Genomic DNA, 19288 nt, shown 5'->3' with positions numbered 1-19288 from the left:
TACACAACAATAAAGAGGACATCCGGATGCAGATTATCATTACCGGCGGGGGCGGCTTTTTAGGCCAGAAACTCGCAAGCGCCTTATTAAACTCATCGCTGGCGTTTAACGAACTGCTTCTTGTTGATTTAAAAATGCCTGCACGGTTATCAGATTCCCCTCGTTTACGCTGCCTGGAAGCTGACTTAACCCAGCCGGGCGTGCTGGAGAATGTGATTACCGCTAATACCTCTGTTGTTTATCATCTCGCTGCGATTGTCAGCAGTCATGCGGAAGACGATTTCGATCTGGGATGGAAAGTTAACCTGGATCTTACCCGCCAGTTACTTGAGGCGTGTCGTCGGCAACCGCAGAAAATTCGTTTTGTCTTCTCCAGCTCGCTTGCCGTTTATGGCGGTACGCTGCCGGAATGCGTCACCGATACCACCGCGCTCACGCCGCGCTCGTCTTATGGCGCGCAGAAGGCCGCCTGTGAACTGTTGGTCAACGACTATACCCGCAAAGGCTATGTGGATGGGCTGGCGCTGCGTTTGCCGACGATCTGTGTTCGCCCGGGTAAACCAAACCGCGCCGCTTCTTCTTTTGTCAGCGCGATTATTCGTGAACCGTTGCAGGGCGAGACGACCGTCTGCCCGGTATCGGAAAGTTTGCGGCTGTGGATTTCCAGCCCGGCGACGGTGATCCATAACCTGTCGCTGGCCGCAACGTTACCCGCGCCTGGCGAGGCGAGCAGCATCAACTTACCGGGGATCAGCGTAACCGTGGGCGAGATGCTGGAAACGTTGCGTCAGGCGGGCGGCCAGGCGGCGCGCGATCGGGTTGCGCATCAGCGCGACGAAGGCGTCGAGAAAATTGTCGCCTCCTGGCCGGGACGTATCGATAACCAGCGTGCGCTGGCGTTAGGTTTTGTCGCCGATAAACGCTTCGATGACATTATTGAACGCTTTCGACAAGATGATATGGAGGGGAGGTCATGACAAGTTTACCGACCCCAATTATCGGCCTGATCGTTGCCGTTTTCGTGCTGGTATGGCTGGTGTTACGCACCCGTGTTCATGCGCTGATCGCGATGCTGGCGGCGGCCTGTATCGCCGGTCTGTTGGGGGGAATGGGCATTGATAAAACGCTCTCTGTCATCACCAGCGGATTCGGTACGACGCTGGGCAGCATTGGCCTGGTGATTGGTCTCGGCGTAATGATGGGGCGCTTGCTGGAGGTTTCCGGCGCGGCGGAGCGTATCGCCTGGAGCTTTATCAAATGGCTGGGGAAACGCCGTGAAGAGTGGGCGCTGGCGATCACGGGTTATATTGTCAGCATCCCCATTTTCGTCGATTCCGCTTTTGTCATTCTTTATCCGGTGGCGAAAGCGCTGGCGAAAAGCGGTAAGCGTTCGCTACTGACGCTGGGCGTCGCGCTGGCGGGCGGGCTGGTGGTCACTCACCATACGGTACCTCCGACTCCAGGCCCGCTGGGGGTAGCCGGGATTTTTAACGTCGACATCGGCGCAATGTTATTGACCGGGATGGCGCTGGCGGTGCCCTGTGTGATCGGCATTGTGTTCTATGCGCAGTGGCTGGATAAACGCTACCCTGATTTCGTGCCGCGTACGCTGAACGCCGATGAAGTCAATGCCGCGCTGGAGCAGTACAATAAAGAGAAAGAGCAAAAGGATCTGCCGAGCCTGACGCTCTCTCTGCTGCCTATTGTGGTGCCGATCGTGCTGATCTTCCTGAAGGCTATCTGTTCCACCCTCGCCACTGTAGAAGGATGGTCCGGCCTGGCGACGCATCCGGTGGTACAGGCAATCAACTTTGTGGGAAGCCCAGTGATCGCGTTGGCCATCAGCGTTCTGCTGGCGGTGTATACGCTGGTGCCGCGCATGGATAAACATACCACCGCAGAGCGTCTGGAAGAGGGCTTGCAAAGCGCCGGGATTATCTTACTGGTCACGGGCGCTGGCGGCGCGTTGGGCGCGATCCTGCGCGACAGCGGCGCGGGACAACAGCTGGCGGAGCAGGTTGCCAACCTGCCGATCTCGCCGATCCTGATCCCGTTTATCGTGGCGACGCTGGTACGCCTGATTCAGGGATCGGGGACGGTGGCGATGATCACTGCCGCCTCGATTTCCGCGCCGATCCTGGCGCAGATCCCCGGCATCAATATGTTGCTTGCCGCTCAGGCCGCAACGATGGGGTCGCTGTTTTTCGGCTACTTCAACGACAGCCTGTTCTGGGTGGTTAACCGCATGATGGGCGTCTCTGATGTCAAACAGCAGATGGTGGTTTGGTCTGTACCGACGACCATTGCCTGGGCGATTGGCGGCACCGGCGTGGCGCTGATTAACCTGCTGTTCGGTTCCGGCGGCAGTTGGCTCGATCCGTTACTGCCGATTGTCGTTCTGGCGGCAATTATGCTGTGGGTGCGTTGGCAGGCGCAGGGGATCAAAGACAAGCTGGTAGTTAAGGATTAAGACGGTATTATCCGTCCGGGAGCGCAATGCTCCCGGACTGGCTACAATGATGGGGCGTGCTCCCCGCAATCCCATTGCGAACGTAAAAAATCAATAAATGTGCGTACTTTTGTCGATACATGGCGGGCGTCCGGATAAACGGCATAAATGCCCTGACGGGGAAAATGATAGTCGGGTAACAGGTGAATTAACGTTCCATCCTCCAGTGCGGTGTTGACTAACCATTGCGGCAGTAATGCGACGCCGCTTCCTGCGAGAGCGAAGGCCATCAGCGAGCGCGCGCTGTCGACAGAAATTTTGCCGGCTTTGCTTATCTCCAGGCGTGAGTGTTGGCCATGATTATTCGTTACTGTCCACCGTAGCGGCGTAGGTAATCGCTCATGAATAATCCATTCCGCCTGAGCCAACGACTCCAGCGACGACACGGGGTGGCGGGCGAGCCACTGCGGCGCGGCGACCGGCAGAATGGTAAAGCGGGATATCAGCGCGGCGCGATAGCGGGAGTCGGCCAGCGAGCCAAGCCGAATCGCCACATCAAAGCGCTCGGCAATTAAATCGGCATGATGTGATGAGGACATATGCCGAATACGGAGATCGGGATGGCGCTGACTAAACTGCGCCAGTACCGGAATGACCACCTGTTCGCCAAACTCGGGCGTAGTGGTAATACGTAACTCGCCGCCCAGCCCACTATGGCTGGCACGCACTTCATCCTGCAAATTTTTCGCTGCATTGAGTAAATTCACGCCTTTTTGGTAAAAGAGGACGCCGGCGTCTGTGAGCGTCAGTCGTCGGGTGGAACGTAGCAGTAACGTTACGCCAAGCTCTTTTTCAAGCTGCCGAATATTAAAACTCACTACCGCTTTTGTTTGGCCCGATGCGGCGGCGGCGGCCGTGAAGCTGCCGCTATCTACCACGGCGATAAACAGCGACATACGCTGCAAATTGAGCATGGCGAGCTCCTTTACTGTCAAAATTATTTTGACAGTATATCGTTGAAGCGCGGACTTATCTGGCTTTCTCCGGACGGCTACATTAGCGCCTCTGACGGAGGATGCATAATGACGTATCGCAGTAAAGTGGCAGTGGTTTACCTGCTCGGCTTCTTTCTTGATCTGATTAATCTGTTTATTGCCAGCGTGGCTTTTCCTGCGATGTCCGTGGATCTGCATACGTCCATATCGGCGCTGGCATGGGTGAGTAACGGTTATATCGCAGGATTAACGCTGATCGTTCCGTTTAGCGCGTTTCTTTCGCGTTATCTCGGCGCACGACGGCTGATCATATTTTCGCTCATTCTGTTTAGCGTTGCCGCCGCTGCCGCAGGTTTTGCCGATTCATTACACAGCCTTGTTTTCTGGCGTATTGTGCAGGGGGCGGGCGGTGGCTTATTGATCCCGGTTGGTCAGGCGTTAACCTGGCAACAGTTTAAACCGCATGAACGCGCTGGCGTGTCATCGGTTGTCATGATGGTGGCGCTACTGGCGCCGGCATGTTCGCCTGCGATTGGCGGGCTGCTGGTGGAAACGTGCGGCTGGCGCTGGATATTCTTTGCCACTCTGCCGGTGGCCGTTCTCACTTTATTGCTCGCTTATCGTTGGCTGAACGCCGCGTCGACGACAATGGCGTCAGCAAGATTGCTCCATCTGCCGTTGTTGACGGACAGGCTGCTGCGTTTTGCCATGATCGTCTATCTGTGCGTACCGGGTATGTTCATTGGTATCAGCGTGGTCGGGATGTTTTATCTACAGAACGTCGCGCAGCTATCGCCTGTGGCGGCGGGGTCGCTGATGCTTCCCTGGTCGATCGCTTCATTTGTCGCCATTATGCTTACCGGACGTTACTTCAATCGGCTTGGGCCGCGTCCGCTGATTATCGTCGGCTGTCTTCTTCAGGCCGCAGGGATACTGCTTTTAACTAACGTTACGCCTGCGACATCGCACCGTGTACTGATGATGATATTCGCCTTAATGGGCGCTGGCGGCAGTTTGTGCAGCAGTACCGCGCAGAGTGGCGCTTTCCTGACTATTGCTCGCCGGGACATGCCTGACGCCAGCGCGCTATGGAATCTTAATCGTCAGATCAGCTTTTTCCTTGGCGCGACGCTGTTGACGCTGCTGTTAAATGCGCTCCAGCGCGTTATGTCGCTTGAGGTTGCTTATCGCTGGACCTTTATTGCCGCCGCCGGTATCACCCTGCTGCCCCTTATTTACGCTGTCTGTCTAAACAATAGACAGGCGCTTCTGTGCCTGAAAAAGGAAAGATCATGAATCCATATAAAGAAGAAATTATTCACGCCCATGCGGCGATTGAGAACTGGCTTAGTAAGGGGATGGGTAGCCTGGAGGCGTTGATAGCGCGTTTCGCTGTTGATTTTACGATGATAACGCCAGGAGGTATTTGTCTGGATTATCCGGCGCTGGGCGCTTTTTTCCAGGCGCAGCGCGCGTGTCGCCCGGGGCTGGTTATCGTGGTTGAGCACATTGACCTTGTGGCGGAGTGGCCGGAAGGCGCCGCGCTGCGTTATCGTGAGCGCCAGCAACTGCCGGGCCAGGCTGAGACGGTACGCTGGTCGACGGTTATTTTAAAAAGGGAAAGAAGACGGATAGTCTGGCGTCATTTACACGAAACGACAGTCACAGCCTGAAAAGCCTGTTCCGGCGCGCAGACCCGATAGCGCGGTGCTATCGGGTCTGACACGTTTACACTAGACTTTTCAGCCGATAGATCCACTCCAGCGCCTGGCGTGGCGTCAGGGAGTCCGGATCGAGATTCTCCAGCGCTTCAACGGCAGGCGATGTCTCCTCCGGGGCGGCAAGCAACGACATTTGCGTGCCGTCCACCTGCGTTGCCGCCGCATTGGGCGAGATGCTTTCCAGCTCGCGGAGTTTCTGGCGCGCGCGTTTGATGACTTCTTTAGGGACGCCCGCAAGCGCCGCGACCGCCAGGCCATAGCTCTTACTTGCCGCGCCGTCCTGCACGCTGTGCATAAACGCGATAGTATCGCCGTGTTCCAGCGCATCCAGGTGGACGTTCGCCACGCCTTCCATTTTCTCCGGTAATTGGGTCAGCTCGAAGTAGTGGGTAGCGAACAGCGTTAACGCTTTAATCTTATTCGCGAGATTCTCCGCGCAGGCCCAGGCCAACGACAGCCCGTCATACGTGGAGGTACCGCGCCCGATTTCATCCATCAATACCAGACTGTTTTCCGTGGCATTATGCAGAATGTTCGCGGTTTCGGTCATCTCCACCATAAAGGTCGAACGCCCGGAGGCCAGGTCATCCGCTGCGCCGACGCGGGTAAAAATACGGTCGATGGGGCCGATTTCCACGTTTTGCGCCGGAACGTAACTGCCGATATAGGCCAGCAGGGCGATCAATGCCGTTTGCCGCATATAGGTACTTTTACCGCCCATATTGGGGCCGGTAATGATCAACATCCGGCGCTGCGGCGACAGGTTGAGCGGGTTAGCGATAAACGGCTCATTCAGTACCTGTTCAACCACCGGGTGGCGACCTTCGGTAATACGGATACCGGGTTTATCGGTAAATGTCGGGCAGGTGTAATTCAGCGTCCAGGCGCGTTCGGCCAGGTTAACCAGCACATCCAGCTCCGCCAGCGCGTTGGCGCTCTGCTGTAAATCGGCCAGATGCGGCAACAGCAGATCAAACAATTCGTCATATAGCTGTTTTTCCAGCGCCAGCGCTTTGCCTTTCGAGGTCAGAACTTTATCTTCGTACTCTTTAAGCTCAGGAATAATGTAGCGTTCGGCATTTTTCAGCGTCTGGCGACGCACATAATTGATGGGTGCCAGATGGCTTTGACCACGGCTAATCTGAATGTAATAACCATGTACCGCGTTATAGCCGACTTTCAGCGTATCCAGCCCGGTACGCTCGCGTTCGCGAATTTCCAGACGATCGAGATAATCGGTGGCGCCGTCCGCCAGCGCGCGCCATTCATCCAGCTCTTCATGGTAGCCGGGCGCAATAACGCCGCCGTCGCGGACCAGTACCGGCGGCGCGTCAATAATGGCGCGTTCCAGGAGGTCGCGCAGCTCGGCGAAATCGCCCATTTTTTTACGCAACGCCTGTACCGGCGCGCTGTCAACGGTTTCAAGCTGAGCGTGCAATTCCGGCAGTTGCTGGAAGGCGTGACGCATTCGGGCGAGATCGCGCGGACGCGCGGTGCGCAGCGCCAGACGCGCAAGGATGCGCTCCAAATCGCCGACCTGACGCAGCACCGGTTGCAGTTCGCTGACGGTGTCCTGCAAGGCGCCGATGGTCTGCTGGCGTTCACGCAATATGTCGGTATTTCGTACCGGCATATGCAGCCAGCGTTTAAGCATTCGGCTACCCATTGGCGTCACGGTACAGTCAAGCACCGCGGCGAGGGTATTTTCGACACCACCGGCCAGGTTTTGGGTAATTTCCAGATTGCGGCGGGTCGCGGCATCCATAATGATGCTGTCCTGCTGGCGTTCCATCGTAATGGAACGAATATGCGGCAGGGAGGTGCGCTGGGTATCTTTTGCGTACTGTAACAGGCAGCCTGCCGCACATAATCCACGCGAGGCATTTTCGACGCCGAAACCGACCAGATCCCGCGTACCGAATTGCAGATTTAACTGCTGGCGGGCGGTATCAATCTCAAACTCCCACAACGGGCGACGGCGCAGACCCCGGCGTCCCTCTATTAACGCCATTTCAGCAAAATCTTCGGCATACAACAGTTCGGCGGGATTGGTGCGCTGCAGCTCTGCGGCCATCGTTTCACGGTCGGCGGGTTCGCTCAGACGAAAGCGCCCGGAGCTGATATCCAGCGTGGCGTAACCGTAGCCTTTACCATCCTGCCAGATAGCCGCCAGCAGGTTATCCTGACGCTCCTGTAACAGGGCTTCATCGCTGATGGTGCCTGGCGTAACGATACGCACGACCTTACGTTCAACGGGACCTTTGCTGGTGGCCGGATCGCCAATCTGTTCGCAAATAGCGACGGATTCGCCCTGATTGACCAGTTTCGCGAGGTAGTTTTCTACGGCGTGGTGCGGGATACCCGCCATAGGGATAGGTTCGCCAGCCGATGCGCCGCGTTTGGTCAGCGAAATATCGAGCAACTGCGACGCACGCTTTGCGTCGTCATAAAACAGCTCGTAAAAGTCTCCCATACGATAAAAGAGCAGGATCTCCGGATGCTGGGCTTTCAGCTTGAGATACTGCTGCATCATGGGGGTGTGGTTGGAGAAGTCCTTATCAAATGACTCATTCATATTGATTTTACTCGTTTTTTTATTCTTTCAAGTGCTCATGTGGCCACGGGTAAAACCCTTATAAACTCACATAAACCCATAAATTTGTAGCTCACCTGTAGCCTAAAATGTGACAGGTTACATTCTCATCATTCCTGGACTACAACAGGGGTGATACTTTGAAAACAACTCTCAGCCAGCCTTTCATTATCAACAAGTTAAGTATCAATGTTAAGCCTGCACTCAGTCGCTCTGGAAAAATCGTTTTCGAAGCTAACCCAGCTCAAAAACTCTACATTGTTTTCGATGACCACAGACAAGCTCCTGCTGGTTTCGGGGTAAAAGCCAGTTTGACGAAAAAAACCTACGTAATCCAGCGAAGAGTAGCCTCGTCAGATCGTAATGTCAGTGAGGGTAGGAAGCCAAGTTCTGTCTTGAAAGTAAAAGTTGGAAATGTGTTCGATTTTCCAAATATTGACGAAACAAGGCAAGTAACCAGGCAATTAGTTCAGACCATGCTCGCAACAAAGAGAAATCCCAACAAAATTAAGAGGGGAGCGGATGCTTCCGAACTCAAAATGAGACTGTAATTAAAATTGTGTAATTACCTGATTTTGATATGTTCGATTCAACATCAAAAGCTGGTTGCTTTATGGACGAAAAACAGTTGCAGGCTCTGGCTAATGCACTGGCCAAAATCTCAAAATACCTGAAGATCTCAGCCCGTTCGATCGTCTGCTGAAGAAAAACCAGACCCGCATTTCCGGTATAGATAACCAACATGCTATCAAAAGCGTACGGTGTTTCCGACGGACGAGTCAGTGAAAAAGGTCGTGTGACTGGCAATTCAGGCCGACATCCGAAAATGGACAATGTCGCTAAGGGACTGGCTCATGACAACGAGTCGCTTTATTATCACGCTCGGGTTCGGTAGCCGCCTGGACGTTCACTTCCGAGAAAGGCATTTACACCGAATGGTGTATAAGCTCGTGGTTGGTCTTCGGTGAGAGGCAGGATGTCTCTCATTAATCTCCGGGAGCGTACAATAGTTGCTCCGGCAGCCTGAAGGATGAAGTGTATATAACCTAAAACATAACGGATATAGCTTCCTTACTCAACCTGACGTAATACGCCGACAGTAAAATCAGGGATACCATACCATCATGGAAAGTCGTCAATACACCCGGCATCTTTCGCTTTCGGAGCTGAAATGGTTTGCTATCGGGATCGGTTTTTTTATTCTCAGCATAGCAACAGCCACCGTGAATTATCGGCTTTCCGGTATATCGCTACTGGTGGGCCTGTTGTTTATCATCTGGAAATTCAGCGTCACAGTTCTGTTTCTGTTTACGCCGCGCAGGATGACGTTAACCGAAACCGCGTTGCAGGCCGGGCATCGGGTTATCCATTACGATGCGCTTGAATCAATGCGTCTGCTCCACCAATCCGACAAACTCATCTTGCGCCACAGTGGCGGCAAGAAGTACGTCATCTACCTTGATTTCTGGAACGATGGCAACGGAATTTACGACCAACTGGCTGCTGAACTTGTCCGGCGACACGGTTCTGCGCTGGGTGCGCGCCTCGCCGCCGATGGACGTCTTAAATTCGGCAAAGTGACCGCGCTGGCGGATCGGCTTGAACACAAAAACCGGGCGGTGCCGTATGCGCAGATCGCCAGTATTCGCACCCAGCGCGAGGAGGGTGCTGGCAGTTCAATGAGCTATCTGATGATTAGCACCGCTACGGGCCGGATCTGCAAAATCGACCGCTCCACTATCGTCAATGAGCCGCTGCTGCTCAACTTTCTTTCCCAGCGTTTACCCGCCTGACGACATTTTTATACAAGGATGAATCAATGGAACTGTATGTATCAAAAACCAGCCAGCAAAACATGCCTGTGGAGTTCAATATCTATTATTCCAGATCTAAAACGTTGGTTGGTATTGTGTTCTGGATTTGTATGATGGGAGTTTTTATTGCGCTGGCGGTGAGTATGGCCACCGATCCCGAGGAGCCCAAAACTGGCGGAGCCGTCTTTATGGGACTTATTTGTTGCGGCAGTCTGTTATTTATTGTGCGCCTGGCTCGCTCATTTTTAAGCGCGGCAAAGCCGGCAGTCACCATCAGTCGTGAAGGTATTCGCTTCTGTAATGGCAAATTCGCGGCCTGGACAAATATCGCCGAAAACACCTGGCATTCACAGAGCATTAACTTCATCCCGGCCGCCGCCGGTATTAAAATTGTGTTGCATGAAGGCAAGCCGATCCATTTCGCCACCACGGTTATTGCGCTTTCTTCCGATAGGTATCTTGAGATGTGCGATCTTTACTCGTCTCAGGCGATCGGGTAACTACCTGCGTCGGATTACGGCTTCGTTTTTTTGGCCTGCGATCTTAATGCTGAAATGGGCAGAAAAACGCGAAATTTAGACGCTATTACGAATGGGCAATGGTACTTATTGAAGGCTATATCATTGCCCATAATGCAGGGAGGGTTAATATTCTATGATAGAATTCTATGTTTGAATATATATCCTCAGAATACAAAATAAAGTAACGCTATCGTTGCGTATATTATATAATTCTATTTCCAGATTACTTTATTTTAAAAAAAGACAGATTGCCTGAACAGAAAGAACCGGTGTCAATGTAGATTTGATTGGCGAATGTTGTTGTGTAGTCAACAATCATATGGCCGAAGATAAAAGTATCCGCACCGCGTATTGGATGGATATTCCCCTGTAACGAACCAAGCAGACGATCGCGTGACCATAGAACGCTATCAATATCAACTTGCTTCCCATAATCGTAGCTGTCATCTGGATAATCGGCATGGGCAATCACGTACTTCTTTGAGGACGTTTCAACCTCTATGATGTGAGGACGCTGCTTAAAAGTTAGTAATAGCTCAGTGGCTTCTTGCCTGTCTTTTTCGGTGACCGAGTCGTACCAGTAACCACCGTTTACATACCAGAAATTGCCATCCTGTGTTTCAAAAGCGTCAAGCGCCATAGCTTCATGATTACCCACTACAGAAATAAACCATGAGGTATTTAACAGTCTCAGTGTTTCAAGATTTTCTTTTCCTCGATCAATGTTATCTCCAGTGGAGATCAAGAGATCGGTATCAGGAGAGAAATGTAATTGAGCCAGTCTGGTTAACAATAAGGAGTAACATCCATGAATATCACCAACGACCCAAATGTGGCGATAGAGATCGCTGTTGATGTCAGCATAACGGATTAATTCCATGATGTTCCTATAGCACAATTTTGGAGGCTGGTATTATAACAAAGAAGTAGGGTAATATTAATTTTTATTGTTTAAAATACACCGTTATTAAAATAGCCTACAAGCTAGAAATGAACAGAGAATATATATTTTATGAATCGGTTAATTAAAGTAGACGATGTGCTTGAAAGATGCACGATTTCTCGCGCAACACTTTCCTGATTAATTGCAAAGGCATACTTTCCCGCTCAGCGGAAGCTCTATCCCGAAGGGGCTTTGTTGAATAAAGAGATTGGCGGATCTGATCGTTACTGTCGTTTCAGCATCGGGTTCCCATGGCAAAGCAAAAGTTTAAAATCAACATCGGAGCGGCAGCAATGAGGTCTGGAAAAGAAAGTGGGCTATCACCGTCGTTCAGTAGCGGAAACGGTCATGTTCCGTATCAAAACCTTGCTGGGCGGCCATCTGAGCCTGCGGAACTATGGTGCGCAGGTGGGTGAAGCGATGGCGATGGCCAAAGCGCTGAACAGGATGACGTTGTTGGCAATGTCGACCAGCGTCAGGCTCGTATAACGAGTGCTCCGGTGGGAGTCCTGTATTCTTATCGTTGGCCGATTCTGAATTATTCAACAAAGCCTCATGTTGTCATAACCTACCAGATGCAGATAAAGCAGCATAAAGCGTTTTAAACGACAGCAACAAGGAAAGGGGTTGATCGTTTAATGGTACTGCGCCAAATCCTTTGTACCAGTCGCAGACCTGTTTATTTTTGGCATCAATAAGCAGGGCTACGCCACCGACCTGCAAAGCCGCTTGTATGCAACGCTTTCCGGCAGATAACAAAAGTTGTGCTCCCAGCCCTTGCCCCTGCATAGATTTGTCTACGGCTAAACGACCCAGACGAAACACTGGCACATCGTGTCTCCCTAATCCTTTGCTTATTGCGCCGGGAACCTGTGCATATATCAGTGATGCAGGACTGACTGAGTAAAAGCCATGGATACGTGTAACATCCGAATTATCAAGCGCAACATAGGTTTTCGTTGTCCCTTTCTCATGATTTTGTCGTGCATGGCGTTGCAGGAATTGGTTCAGATCGGCATCCCCACAATCAAAATTCATTCGATTGTGGGTTTTCCCTATCGCGGCCTCATGCCAGTCTGTAAACATCATTTCTTCATGTCCGGCAGGGCGAAAGCAGCAGCAAGAAGCTTTTCATTCGGCGCTGGCGGGTTATCTAAAATTTCCATGATCATTTGAGTATCACGCTCCGTCAGATATACCCGTTCGGCGGCATCAACAATCTTCTGTGCGACAGGTAGTACGTTACTGACCACAAAATCCGTCAGGTTGGTTTGCTGGATTGCCGCAGCGCGGACTATCAACTTTTTGGCATCCGTCGATACACGTAACGACAGTCTTTCGTTAGATTCTATAGCTATCTGAGGCATGGTTTTCATCCTCCTGTTTATGAACAATATGTACAATTATAATACATATCTGTACGCTTTCAAGGCGTACATGTGAGGCTAATATAGTCCAGACATGGCAAGAAGGTCGTTCACTGTCTTTAAACAGGGGATTAACTTCGGTTTATCGCGATTGCATTACTTTAATCTCACTGATTACGTATCATCAGGGAGTTTGCTAAATATATTCATGATTCTCTTTTTTGCCGTAACTGCTTGATTGATCCTACCCGCGTAATAGGGACACAACCCTAAGCGGCGGACATCTTCTGCTCACGTTCAGAAGAAGAGAGCTGAGTTTGCTGTTTGCTTCGCCAGCTGTAGAGCTATGATTCATACAGGTTAAGCTCGCTGGTGGCAGCGGCCACCCCAATGCGTTCCGCCAGTTTCAGGGCTTGCTGACGAAATTCAGGCGTGTGCTACTTGCGTAGCTTTTTGGTGGTTGATGCTGGTTTTGTCATGTGAGTCACCTCTTGCTTGAGCGTTTACTCACTTAGTTGCGTGTCCACTATTGCTGAGTAAGATCAGATGGTTAAAAATCAACAAAGGCCCAACGGCGTGCATTAGGCCCTGGTGATGAAGGTGGCATACGGGAGGATGTATATCCTACACTTTCATCCGGATGATGTAACAAAAATACAGATATCGGTAATGAAAGGATCATCACCGTTTAATAGAGGCCCATATATTGAGGTTCCATAATGGAAGAAGTTAACGCTGAGTTCACAATCGTTGTTGAGTCTGATCTGGATAAATATGAGTTAATTGATTTTTTATCCCAAGGGATTCCAGACATAATAAAAGTGAATTCATTATATTTAAGATACGAAAACACAATGATTACAATAGAAAGAAATTATGACTGGAATCCTAAGTTGATAAATGTGAATGATGGTTGGCTGTATTATAAATATGAATTAACAGTATTTTTCATGGAGAATACCTCGTATGAATATCAGTATGAATTAGCGAATAAAATTATGAATGCTCTACGTGAGGCGGGATATCTGGCAGAATCAATTTGGTAATATACCGGTACCTATGTAACAGCATCGTCGCCACCATACATGCAGGCTAAAAAAGAGTGAATAGTCAAGCAGTTCAGAAATGTCTACTCGCGATATACACCAGAACAAAATGGTCAATTTGAAACGGATGGCGTCAAAGTTACTGGTGGTCGAAAGGTAGATACAACAAACTATTTTAATTTGAAAATCATATGAAATTTACTACTTTTAATTTTAATCGATTAACAAAATTCATAATAATTAACCCCTGATTAATCCGAAATATTTTTCATTAATCATAAAGCCATTTCCCAGCTTTCGCTGACTCAGAAAACATTCTGATTGTTAAAGGTGTACGAGTTCGTTCTACATCTTCCCGTTTTAATTTAAACCATCGTGTAAGCAGTGGAGTATTCTCCCAGGGAAAATAACACGACCATTTAACTTGTGATAAATCTACATTAAATTTTTTTTCAAATTTATCCAAAGCTTCATGCAGGTCATCGCCTGGAGCTTCAAATAAATCAGAATCAAGTTCTAAAGGGATTTCTTTCCAATTGCTGTCTAAATATCCGGGAATCTCTTCACGGAAGAGTGCTAACACCTCTTGCTGAATTGTGTCCATCAAAAGGATGTCCATTGTATACGATCTTTAGGGCGTGCTATTAGGTTGTATTTTGCCTGAGTTCTCCTTGATACCTGGTAAATTGAATTCACAAGACCAACCCAACCTAACCATGGAACATATCGTGCTATGACTGCGGCAAGATTATTTGTTTTTCGCATTCTTATACCAACGGGTGTAGGAATTCTAATACCAAAAGGAGTTCGTGCATTTCGTAAAAGCATTCTCCCATACCTGGAGATAACACTTGTCCCTTTGATTGCCTCTCCCGGTTTCGTTCTGGTTTTTAACCACGGTTGCCCGGCGAGGATAGCAGCACCTGACTCAATGCCAATCCCTGGTTCATCACAAAATTGCTCAAGGAAAATTACATCAAATAGTTCACCTGCTGACAGGTTCGATTGTCCGTGGTAGAAGTAGGTTCCGTTTAGTTCTTCTGTCGTATCCATTCAATCACCTTATAGACTGTTTGCCATTCATTCCAGACATCGGGACGTTTCTGCCGCTATACTAGCCTGGTCGTCAATACGCTGTCACAGGTAAAAAGAACGTTGGATGGGGTATCGTAAGAATGCCAACATGTGGGGCAAGAGGGGGATGTCAGTTTATCGCGATATACGAGACGATAGTTTGTCAGTATAAGTTTCGGCTATTTTCCCGAGTCTGGGAGGCAGTTCTTTATCGCAAATAAAAAAAGCAGCAGCGAGGTGCTGCTGTATCAAAAAGCAGATTGATAAATGCAACGTAAGAGACAAATGGCCAACCGTAAAAGTGACCATAGCTATAATAATTATATTGATATTAAGTGGCAATGCAAAATATGGTCTTAATTATATCATGATGAGTTCAGCCAACGGTGATATGGCCTTATAAGGCTTGCAGTCTTTCATGGGCAGCAAGTAACGTCTGATATATGCTTAAATTCTTACTTCCGGGTTCAAGCAAAACTTTTTTAAATTCGGTCATGAGTTGCTCTTCATCTTCTTTCGAACGCATGTATTGTGGATGTTCCTGGAAGAAGGTGAGCGCCTGCTCTTTGGTTTGTTTATATTTTTCGCAAAAAATGCTTGAGCTGATTGCGCTATTTTTTGATGCGGAATTATCAGCGTTCTGGTTTGATAATGATTTATTCTTCGCAAGGTCTGACGGCACATACGGAAGAGACTGACACTCATCAATACTATTTGCGTTGGCCAGTTGCTCTTTCTGAGCGCCAGGTTGCTGTACCGGTTTGCTCACGGAGGAAGGGAGGGGTACCTGGGCACAGCCGATCAGTAAAAAGACAGGAAGACAGCTATAAAATTTTTTCATATTAACTCCAACTACAGAAGAATGAGGCGCCATGTTTTTACACAACCGTCAGAACGTTATCTGACAATAGTTATAAGGGGGCGAATGCGTTTCAGGAATGCTAGCAAAAAAAACTCCTGATATAAATAATTAATTCTCCATCCCGATGACAATATCTGAATTTTTGCTGCTGTAGAATAATAAGCCAGAATTTATATACTATGAGCTGATTTTCTATTTTAAATCAGCGGGTGCTGTGCAAGTTGGCTAATTTAATTAGCGGGTGGCATCAGTTTCATAATGATTGCATCAGGATTTTGCCACCCGCTCCCGGTATTGTTTACATATTAAAATGATTTTTAACTGGTGCTGACAACTATGCTAAATACGCAGGAAGTACTTAAAGAAGGAGAGAAGCGGAAAATCCGCAGCCCGGAAGCATGGTTTATACAGACGTGTTCCGCGCAAAAGCTGCATATGTCATTTTCTGAAAGCCGACACAATGAAAACTGCCTGATTCAGGAAGGCGCGCTGCTTTTTTGCGAGCAGGCCGTTGTCGCACCAGTATCAGGAGACGTGGTTTTTCGACCGTTAAAAATTGAAGTACTCAGCAAATTACTGGCATTTATCGATGGCGCAGGATTAGTGGACACGACATATGCTGAATCCGATAAATGGGTTTTGCTGAGTCCTGAGTTTCGCGCTATTTGGCAAGATCGTAAACGCTGCGAGTACTGGTTTTTGCAGCAAATTATTACGCCTTCTCCGGCCTTCAATAAGGTACTGGCGCTGTTACGAAAAAGCGAGAGTTACTGGTTGGTTGGCTATTTACTCGCTCAGTCAACCAGCGGCAACACGATGAGAATGCTGGGAGAAGACTATGGCGTTTCTTATACCCATTTTCGTCGTTTGTGCAGCAGAGCGTTGGGCGGAAAAGCGAAGAGTGAATTACGAAACTGGCGTATGGCGCAATCGCTGCTGAATAGTGTAGAAGGCCACGAGAACATCACCCAATTAGCCGTTAATCATGGTTACTCATCGCCTTCACATTTTTCTAGTGAGATCAAAGAGCTGATCGGCGTTTCGCCGCGGAAATTATCAAATATTATTCAATTGGCAGACAAATGAAGACACATATTCTTTTGGCCAGAGTGCTGGCATGTGCCGCGCTTGTTCTGGTTGCACCTGGTTATTCTAGTGAAAAAATACCTGTAACGGGAAGTGGGTTTGTTGCGAAAGACGATAGCCTGCGGACATTTTTCGATGCCATGGCGCTACAGCTAAAGGAGCCTGTCATTGTTAGCAAAATGGCGGCACGAAAAAAAATTACGGGCAACTTTGAGTTTCACGATCCTAACGCATTACTGGAGAAGCTTTCCCTACAACTGGGGCTGATTTGGTATTTCGATGGGCAGGCTATCTATATTTATGACGCCAGTGAAATGCGCAATGCCGTGGTTTCTTTACGCAACGTCTCACTCAATGAGTTCAACAATTTTCTAAAACGCTCAGGTTTATATAACAAAAATTACCCGCTACGTGGCGATAACCGTAAAGGAACATTCTATGTTTCAGGGCCACCCGTCTATGTTGATATGGTGGTCAACGCCGCCACCATGATGGACAAGCAAAACGATGGTATTGAGCTGGGACGCCAGAAAATAGGGGTGATGCGTCTGAACAATACCTTCGTGGGCGATCGTACCTACAATCTGCGCGATCAGAAAATGGTTATTCCCGGTATTGCTACGGCCATTGAAAGGTTATTGCAGGGAGAAGAGCAACCCTTAGGTAATATTGTCAGTAGCGAACCCCCGGCGATGCCAGCATTTTCAGCGAATGGAGAAAAAGGTAAAGCAGCAAATTATGCCGGTGGCATGAGTCTGCAGGAAGCTTTAAAGCAAAATGCCGCGGCGGGCAATATTAAAATCGTGGCCTATCCGGATACCAACAGTTTGTTAGTAAAGGGAACGGCTGAGCAGGTGCATTTTATCGAAATGCTGGTTAAAGCGCTGGATGTCGCCAAACGTCACGTAGAATTATCCCTGTGGATTGTCGATCTTAATAAAAGCGATCTGGAGCGTTTGGGCACTTCATGGAGCGGCAGCATAACTATTGGGGACAAACTTGGCGTGTCATTAAACCAGTCTTCAATAAGTACCCTCGATGGCAGTCGATTCATCGCCGCGGTCAATGCGTTAGAAGAGAAGAAACAGGCGACGGTGGTTTCGCGCCCGGTATTACTGACTCAGGAAAATGTTCCCGCTATTTTTGATAACAACAGAACGTTTTACACCAAGCTGATTGGGGAACGTAATGTGGCGCTTGAGCATGTAACATACGGAACAATGATCCGAGTGCTGCCCCGTTTTTCCGCAGATGGTCAGATAGAAATGTCGCTGGACATTGAAGATGGCAACGATAAGACGCCGCAATCCGATACTACCACCTCCGTAGATGCGTTACCCGAAGTCGGGCGAACGTTAATTAGCACTATTGCGAGAGTTCCGCACGGAAAAAGTTTGCTGGTCGGTGGTTATACACGGGATGCAAATACCGATACTGTCCAAAGTATTCCGTTTTTAGGCAAATTACCGCTTATTGGTAGCCTGTTCCGTTATTCCAGTAAGAATAAAAGTAATGTTGTTCGTGTGTTCATGATTGAACCAAAAGAAATTGTCGACCCGTTAACGCCGGATGCCAGCGAATCGGTAAACAATATTCTGAAACAAAGCGGTGCCTGGAGTGGGGACGATAAGTTACAGAAATGGGTTCGTGTTTATCTGGATAGAGGTCAGGAGGCAATTAAATGATTCCTGGCTCAACCTCCGGTATTTCATTTTCCAGAATATTGTCCCGGCAGACATCTCATCAGGATGCGACCCAGCATACTGATGCGCAACAGGCGGAAATACAACAGGCCGCGGAGGATTCGTCTCCAGGGGCGGAAGTACAAAAATTTGTCCAGTCGACGGACGAAATGTCAGCGGCGCTGGCGCAATTTCGTAACCGTCGCGATTATGAAAAAAAATCCAGTAATTTATCTAACAGTTTTGAACGCGTGCTGGAGGATGAGGCTTTACCGAAGGCGAAGCAAATATTAAAGCTAATTAGCGTACATGGCGGCGCGTTAGAAGATTTTTTACGTCAGGCGCGTAGCTTATTTCCTGACCCCAGTGATTTAGTCCTTGTGTTACGTGAATTGCTTCGTCGTAAAGATCTGGAAGAGATCGTGCGGAAAAAGCTGGAGTCGTTACTTAAGCACGTTGAAGAGCAAACCGATCCGAAGACCCTCAAGGCAGGGATTAATTGTGCGTTGAAGGCCCGGCTTTTTGGGAAAACATTATCGTTAAAACCAGGCTTATTGCGCGCCAGCTATCGGCAATTTATCCAGAGTGAATCACATGAAGTGGAGATTTACTCTGACTGGATAGCCAGTTATGGCTATCAACGTCGACTGGTGGTACTGGATTTTATCGAGGGTTCGCTATTAACCGATATTGACGCGAATGACGCCAGCTGTTCGCGTCTGGAGTTTGGCCAGCTTTTACGACGCCTGACGCAACTCAAAATGTTGCGCTCCGCTGACCTACTGTTTGTGAGTACATTGTTGTCGTATTCGTTTACCAAAGCGTTTAATGCGGAGGAGTCGTCGTGGCTACTACTGATGCTTTCGCTATTGCAACAGCCACATGAAGTGGATTCGCTGTTAGCCGATATTATAGGTTTGAATGCGTTATTGCTTAGTCATAAAGAACATGCATCCTTTTTGCAGATATTTTATCAAGTATGTAAAGCCATACCCTCTTCACTCTTTTATGAAGAATATTGGCAGGAAGAATTGTTAATGGCGTTACGTAGTATGACCGATATTGCCTACAAGCATGAAATGGCAGAACAGCGTCGTACTATTGAAAAGCTGTCTTAATTTAATATTAACAGGAT

The 19288-nt window shown here is 49.0% G+C and carries 18 protein-coding genes and 4 pseudogenes; 13 read left to right on the top strand and 9 right to left on the bottom strand.

The window, feature by feature from the left end:
• Window positions 1-26: 26 nt before the first annotated feature.
• Window positions 27-977, top strand: a complete 951-nt coding sequence (gene denD / locus ABVN36_RS04250; RefSeq protein ID WP_023137844.1) for a D-erythronate dehydrogenase — start codon at window positions 27-29, stop codon at window positions 975-977.
• Window positions 974-2470 (top strand): GntP family permease, encoded by a 1497-nt coding sequence (locus ABVN36_RS04245; RefSeq protein WP_000202725.1) that lies wholly within the window; start codon window positions 974-976, stop codon window positions 2468-2470. The genes denD and ABVN36_RS04245 overlap by 4 nt, the downstream gene beginning before the upstream one ends.
• A gap of 41 nt (window positions 2471-2511) precedes the next feature.
• Here the strand turns inward: ABVN36_RS04245 and ABVN36_RS04240 are convergent, their stop codons facing one another.
• On the bottom strand, window positions 2512-3444 hold the full coding sequence (locus ABVN36_RS04240; RefSeq protein ID WP_000216304.1) for a LysR family transcriptional regulator: 933 nt from the start codon (window positions 3442-3444) through the stop codon (window positions 2512-2514).
• An 87-nt stretch (window positions 3445-3531) separates the two neighbouring features.
• Here ABVN36_RS04240 and ABVN36_RS04235 point away from each other — a divergent pair, with 87 nt between their 5' ends.
• Entirely contained in the window at window positions 3532-4740 is a 1209-nt protein-coding gene (locus ABVN36_RS04235) for an MFS transporter (RefSeq protein WP_023137845.1), read from the top strand.
• Window positions 4737-5117: a DUF4440 domain-containing protein gene (locus ABVN36_RS04230; protein ID WP_023137846.1), complete on the top strand. Its 381-nt coding sequence runs from the start codon at window positions 4737-4739 to the stop codon at window positions 5115-5117. Before ABVN36_RS04235 ends, ABVN36_RS04230 begins: the two co-directional genes overlap by 4 nt.
• A 55-nt stretch (window positions 5118-5172) precedes the next feature.
• Here ABVN36_RS04230 and mutS read toward each other — a convergent pair whose 3' ends face one another.
• Window positions 5173-7740, bottom strand: a complete 2568-nt coding sequence (gene mutS, locus ABVN36_RS04225) for a DNA mismatch repair protein MutS (protein ID WP_001005802.1) — start codon at window positions 7738-7740, stop codon at window positions 5173-5175.
• A gap of 158 nt (window positions 7741-7898) precedes the next feature.
• Here mutS and ABVN36_RS04220 point away from each other — a divergent pair.
• The 4 genes and pseudogenes from ABVN36_RS04220 to ABVN36_RS04205 all read left to right on the top strand — a co-directional run.
• Window positions 7899-8297, top strand: a pseudogene (locus tag ABVN36_RS04220) (cytoplasmic protein); the annotation flags it as partial.
• 210 nt (window positions 8298-8507) lie between these two features.
• Window positions 8508-8726, top strand: a pseudogene (locus tag ABVN36_RS04215) (hypothetical protein); the annotation flags it as partial.
• A 156-nt stretch (window positions 8727-8882) separates the two neighbouring features.
• Window positions 8883-9551, top strand: a complete 669-nt coding sequence (locus ABVN36_RS04210; RefSeq protein ID WP_023137848.1) for a hypothetical protein — start codon at window positions 8883-8885, stop codon at window positions 9549-9551.
• A gap of 26 nt (window positions 9552-9577) precedes the next feature.
• The gene (locus tag ABVN36_RS04205; protein ID WP_000424947.1) at window positions 9578-10072 is read left to right on the top strand and encodes a hypothetical protein; all 495 of its coding nucleotides are present in this window, start codon (window positions 9578-9580) and stop codon (window positions 10070-10072) included.
• Window positions 10073-10316: 244 nt separating this feature from the next.
• On the opposite strand, the gene pphB is transcribed toward ABVN36_RS04205, so the two are convergent.
• The gene (gene pphB, locus ABVN36_RS04200; RefSeq protein WP_000420449.1) at window positions 10317-10973 is read right to left on the bottom strand and encodes a protein-serine/threonine phosphatase; all 657 of its coding nucleotides are present in this window, start codon (window positions 10971-10973) and stop codon (window positions 10317-10319) included.
• Window positions 10974-11310: 337 nt separating this feature from the next.
• Here pphB and ABVN36_RS04195 point away from each other — a divergent pair.
• Window positions 11311-11525, top strand: a pseudogene (locus ABVN36_RS04195) (IS5/IS1182 family transposase); the annotation flags it as partial.
• A gap of 72 nt (window positions 11526-11597) precedes the next feature.
• Here ABVN36_RS04195 and ABVN36_RS04190 read toward each other — a convergent pair.
• From ABVN36_RS04190 to ABVN36_RS04180, 3 genes and pseudogenes are all read right to left on the bottom strand, one after another.
• On the bottom strand, window positions 11598-12125 hold the full coding sequence (locus ABVN36_RS04190; RefSeq protein ID WP_000971653.1) for a GNAT family N-acetyltransferase: 528 nt from the start codon (window positions 12123-12125) through the stop codon (window positions 11598-11600).
• Window positions 12122-12412, bottom strand: coding sequence for a DUF1778 domain-containing protein (locus tag ABVN36_RS04185; protein WP_000855694.1), 291 nt, complete (start codon window positions 12410-12412; stop codon window positions 12122-12124). The genes ABVN36_RS04190 and ABVN36_RS04185 overlap by 4 nt, the downstream gene beginning before the upstream one ends.
• A 269-nt stretch (window positions 12413-12681) precedes the next feature.
• Window positions 12682-12882, bottom strand: a pseudogene (locus tag ABVN36_RS04180) (IS3 family transposase); the annotation flags it as partial.
• Between the two features lie 240 nt (window positions 12883-13122).
• Between ABVN36_RS04180 and ABVN36_RS04175 the strand changes: the two are divergent.
• On the top strand, window positions 13123-13449 hold the full coding sequence (locus tag ABVN36_RS04175; protein WP_000393297.1) for a hypothetical protein: 327 nt from the start codon (window positions 13123-13125) through the stop codon (window positions 13447-13449).
• A 271-nt stretch (window positions 13450-13720) separates the two neighbouring features.
• On the opposite strand, the gene ABVN36_RS04170 is transcribed toward ABVN36_RS04175, so the two are convergent.
• The 3 genes from ABVN36_RS04170 to invH all read right to left on the bottom strand — a co-directional run bounded on the left by ABVN36_RS04170 (window position 13721) and on the right by invH (window position 15364).
• The gene (locus ABVN36_RS04170) at window positions 13721-14068 is read right to left on the bottom strand and encodes a DUF1493 family protein (protein ID WP_001555786.1); all 348 of its coding nucleotides are present in this window, start codon (window positions 14066-14068) and stop codon (window positions 13721-13723) included.
• Window positions 14053-14502 (bottom strand): STM2901 family protein, encoded by a 450-nt coding sequence (locus ABVN36_RS04165; protein ID WP_000381616.1) that lies wholly within the window; start codon window positions 14500-14502, stop codon window positions 14053-14055. Before ABVN36_RS04165 ends, ABVN36_RS04170 begins: the two co-directional genes overlap by 16 nt.
• A 418-nt stretch (window positions 14503-14920) precedes the next feature.
• Window positions 14921-15364: an SPI-1 type III secretion system invasion lipoprotein InvH gene (gene invH, locus ABVN36_RS04160; RefSeq protein ID WP_000715096.1), complete on the bottom strand. Its 444-nt coding sequence runs from the start codon at window positions 15362-15364 to the stop codon at window positions 14921-14923.
• A gap of 456 nt (window positions 15365-15820) precedes the next feature.
• Between invH and invF the strand changes: the two genes are divergently transcribed.
• Genes invF through invE form a run of 3 tightly spaced genes read left to right on the top strand, consistent with a single transcriptional unit; the run spans window position 15821 to window position 19271 of the window.
• Complete coding sequence (invF, locus tag ABVN36_RS04155; protein ID WP_023166786.1) at window positions 15821-16471, top strand: type III secretion system transcriptional activator InvF; 651 nt, start codon at window positions 15821-15823, stop codon at window positions 16469-16471.
• Window positions 16468-18156, top strand: coding sequence for a type III secretion system outer membrane ring protein InvG (invG, locus tag ABVN36_RS04150; protein ID WP_000848101.1), 1689 nt, complete (start codon window positions 16468-16470; stop codon window positions 18154-18156). The genes invF and invG overlap by 4 nt, the downstream gene beginning before the upstream one ends.
• On the top strand, window positions 18153-19271 hold the full coding sequence (gene invE, locus ABVN36_RS04145) for a type III secretion system gatekeeper InvE (protein WP_000612171.1): 1119 nt from the start codon (window positions 18153-18155) through the stop codon (window positions 19269-19271). The genes invG and invE overlap by 4 nt, the downstream gene beginning before the upstream one ends.
• Window positions 19272-19288: the final 17 nt, after the last annotated feature.

The sequence above is a fragment of the Salmonella sp. SJTUF15581 genome (assembly GCF_043356775.1).
Taxonomy (GTDB): Bacteria; Pseudomonadota; Gammaproteobacteria; order Enterobacterales; family Enterobacteriaceae; genus Salmonella; species Salmonella enterica.
This window is presented reverse-complemented; position numbering and strand designations above follow the sequence as displayed.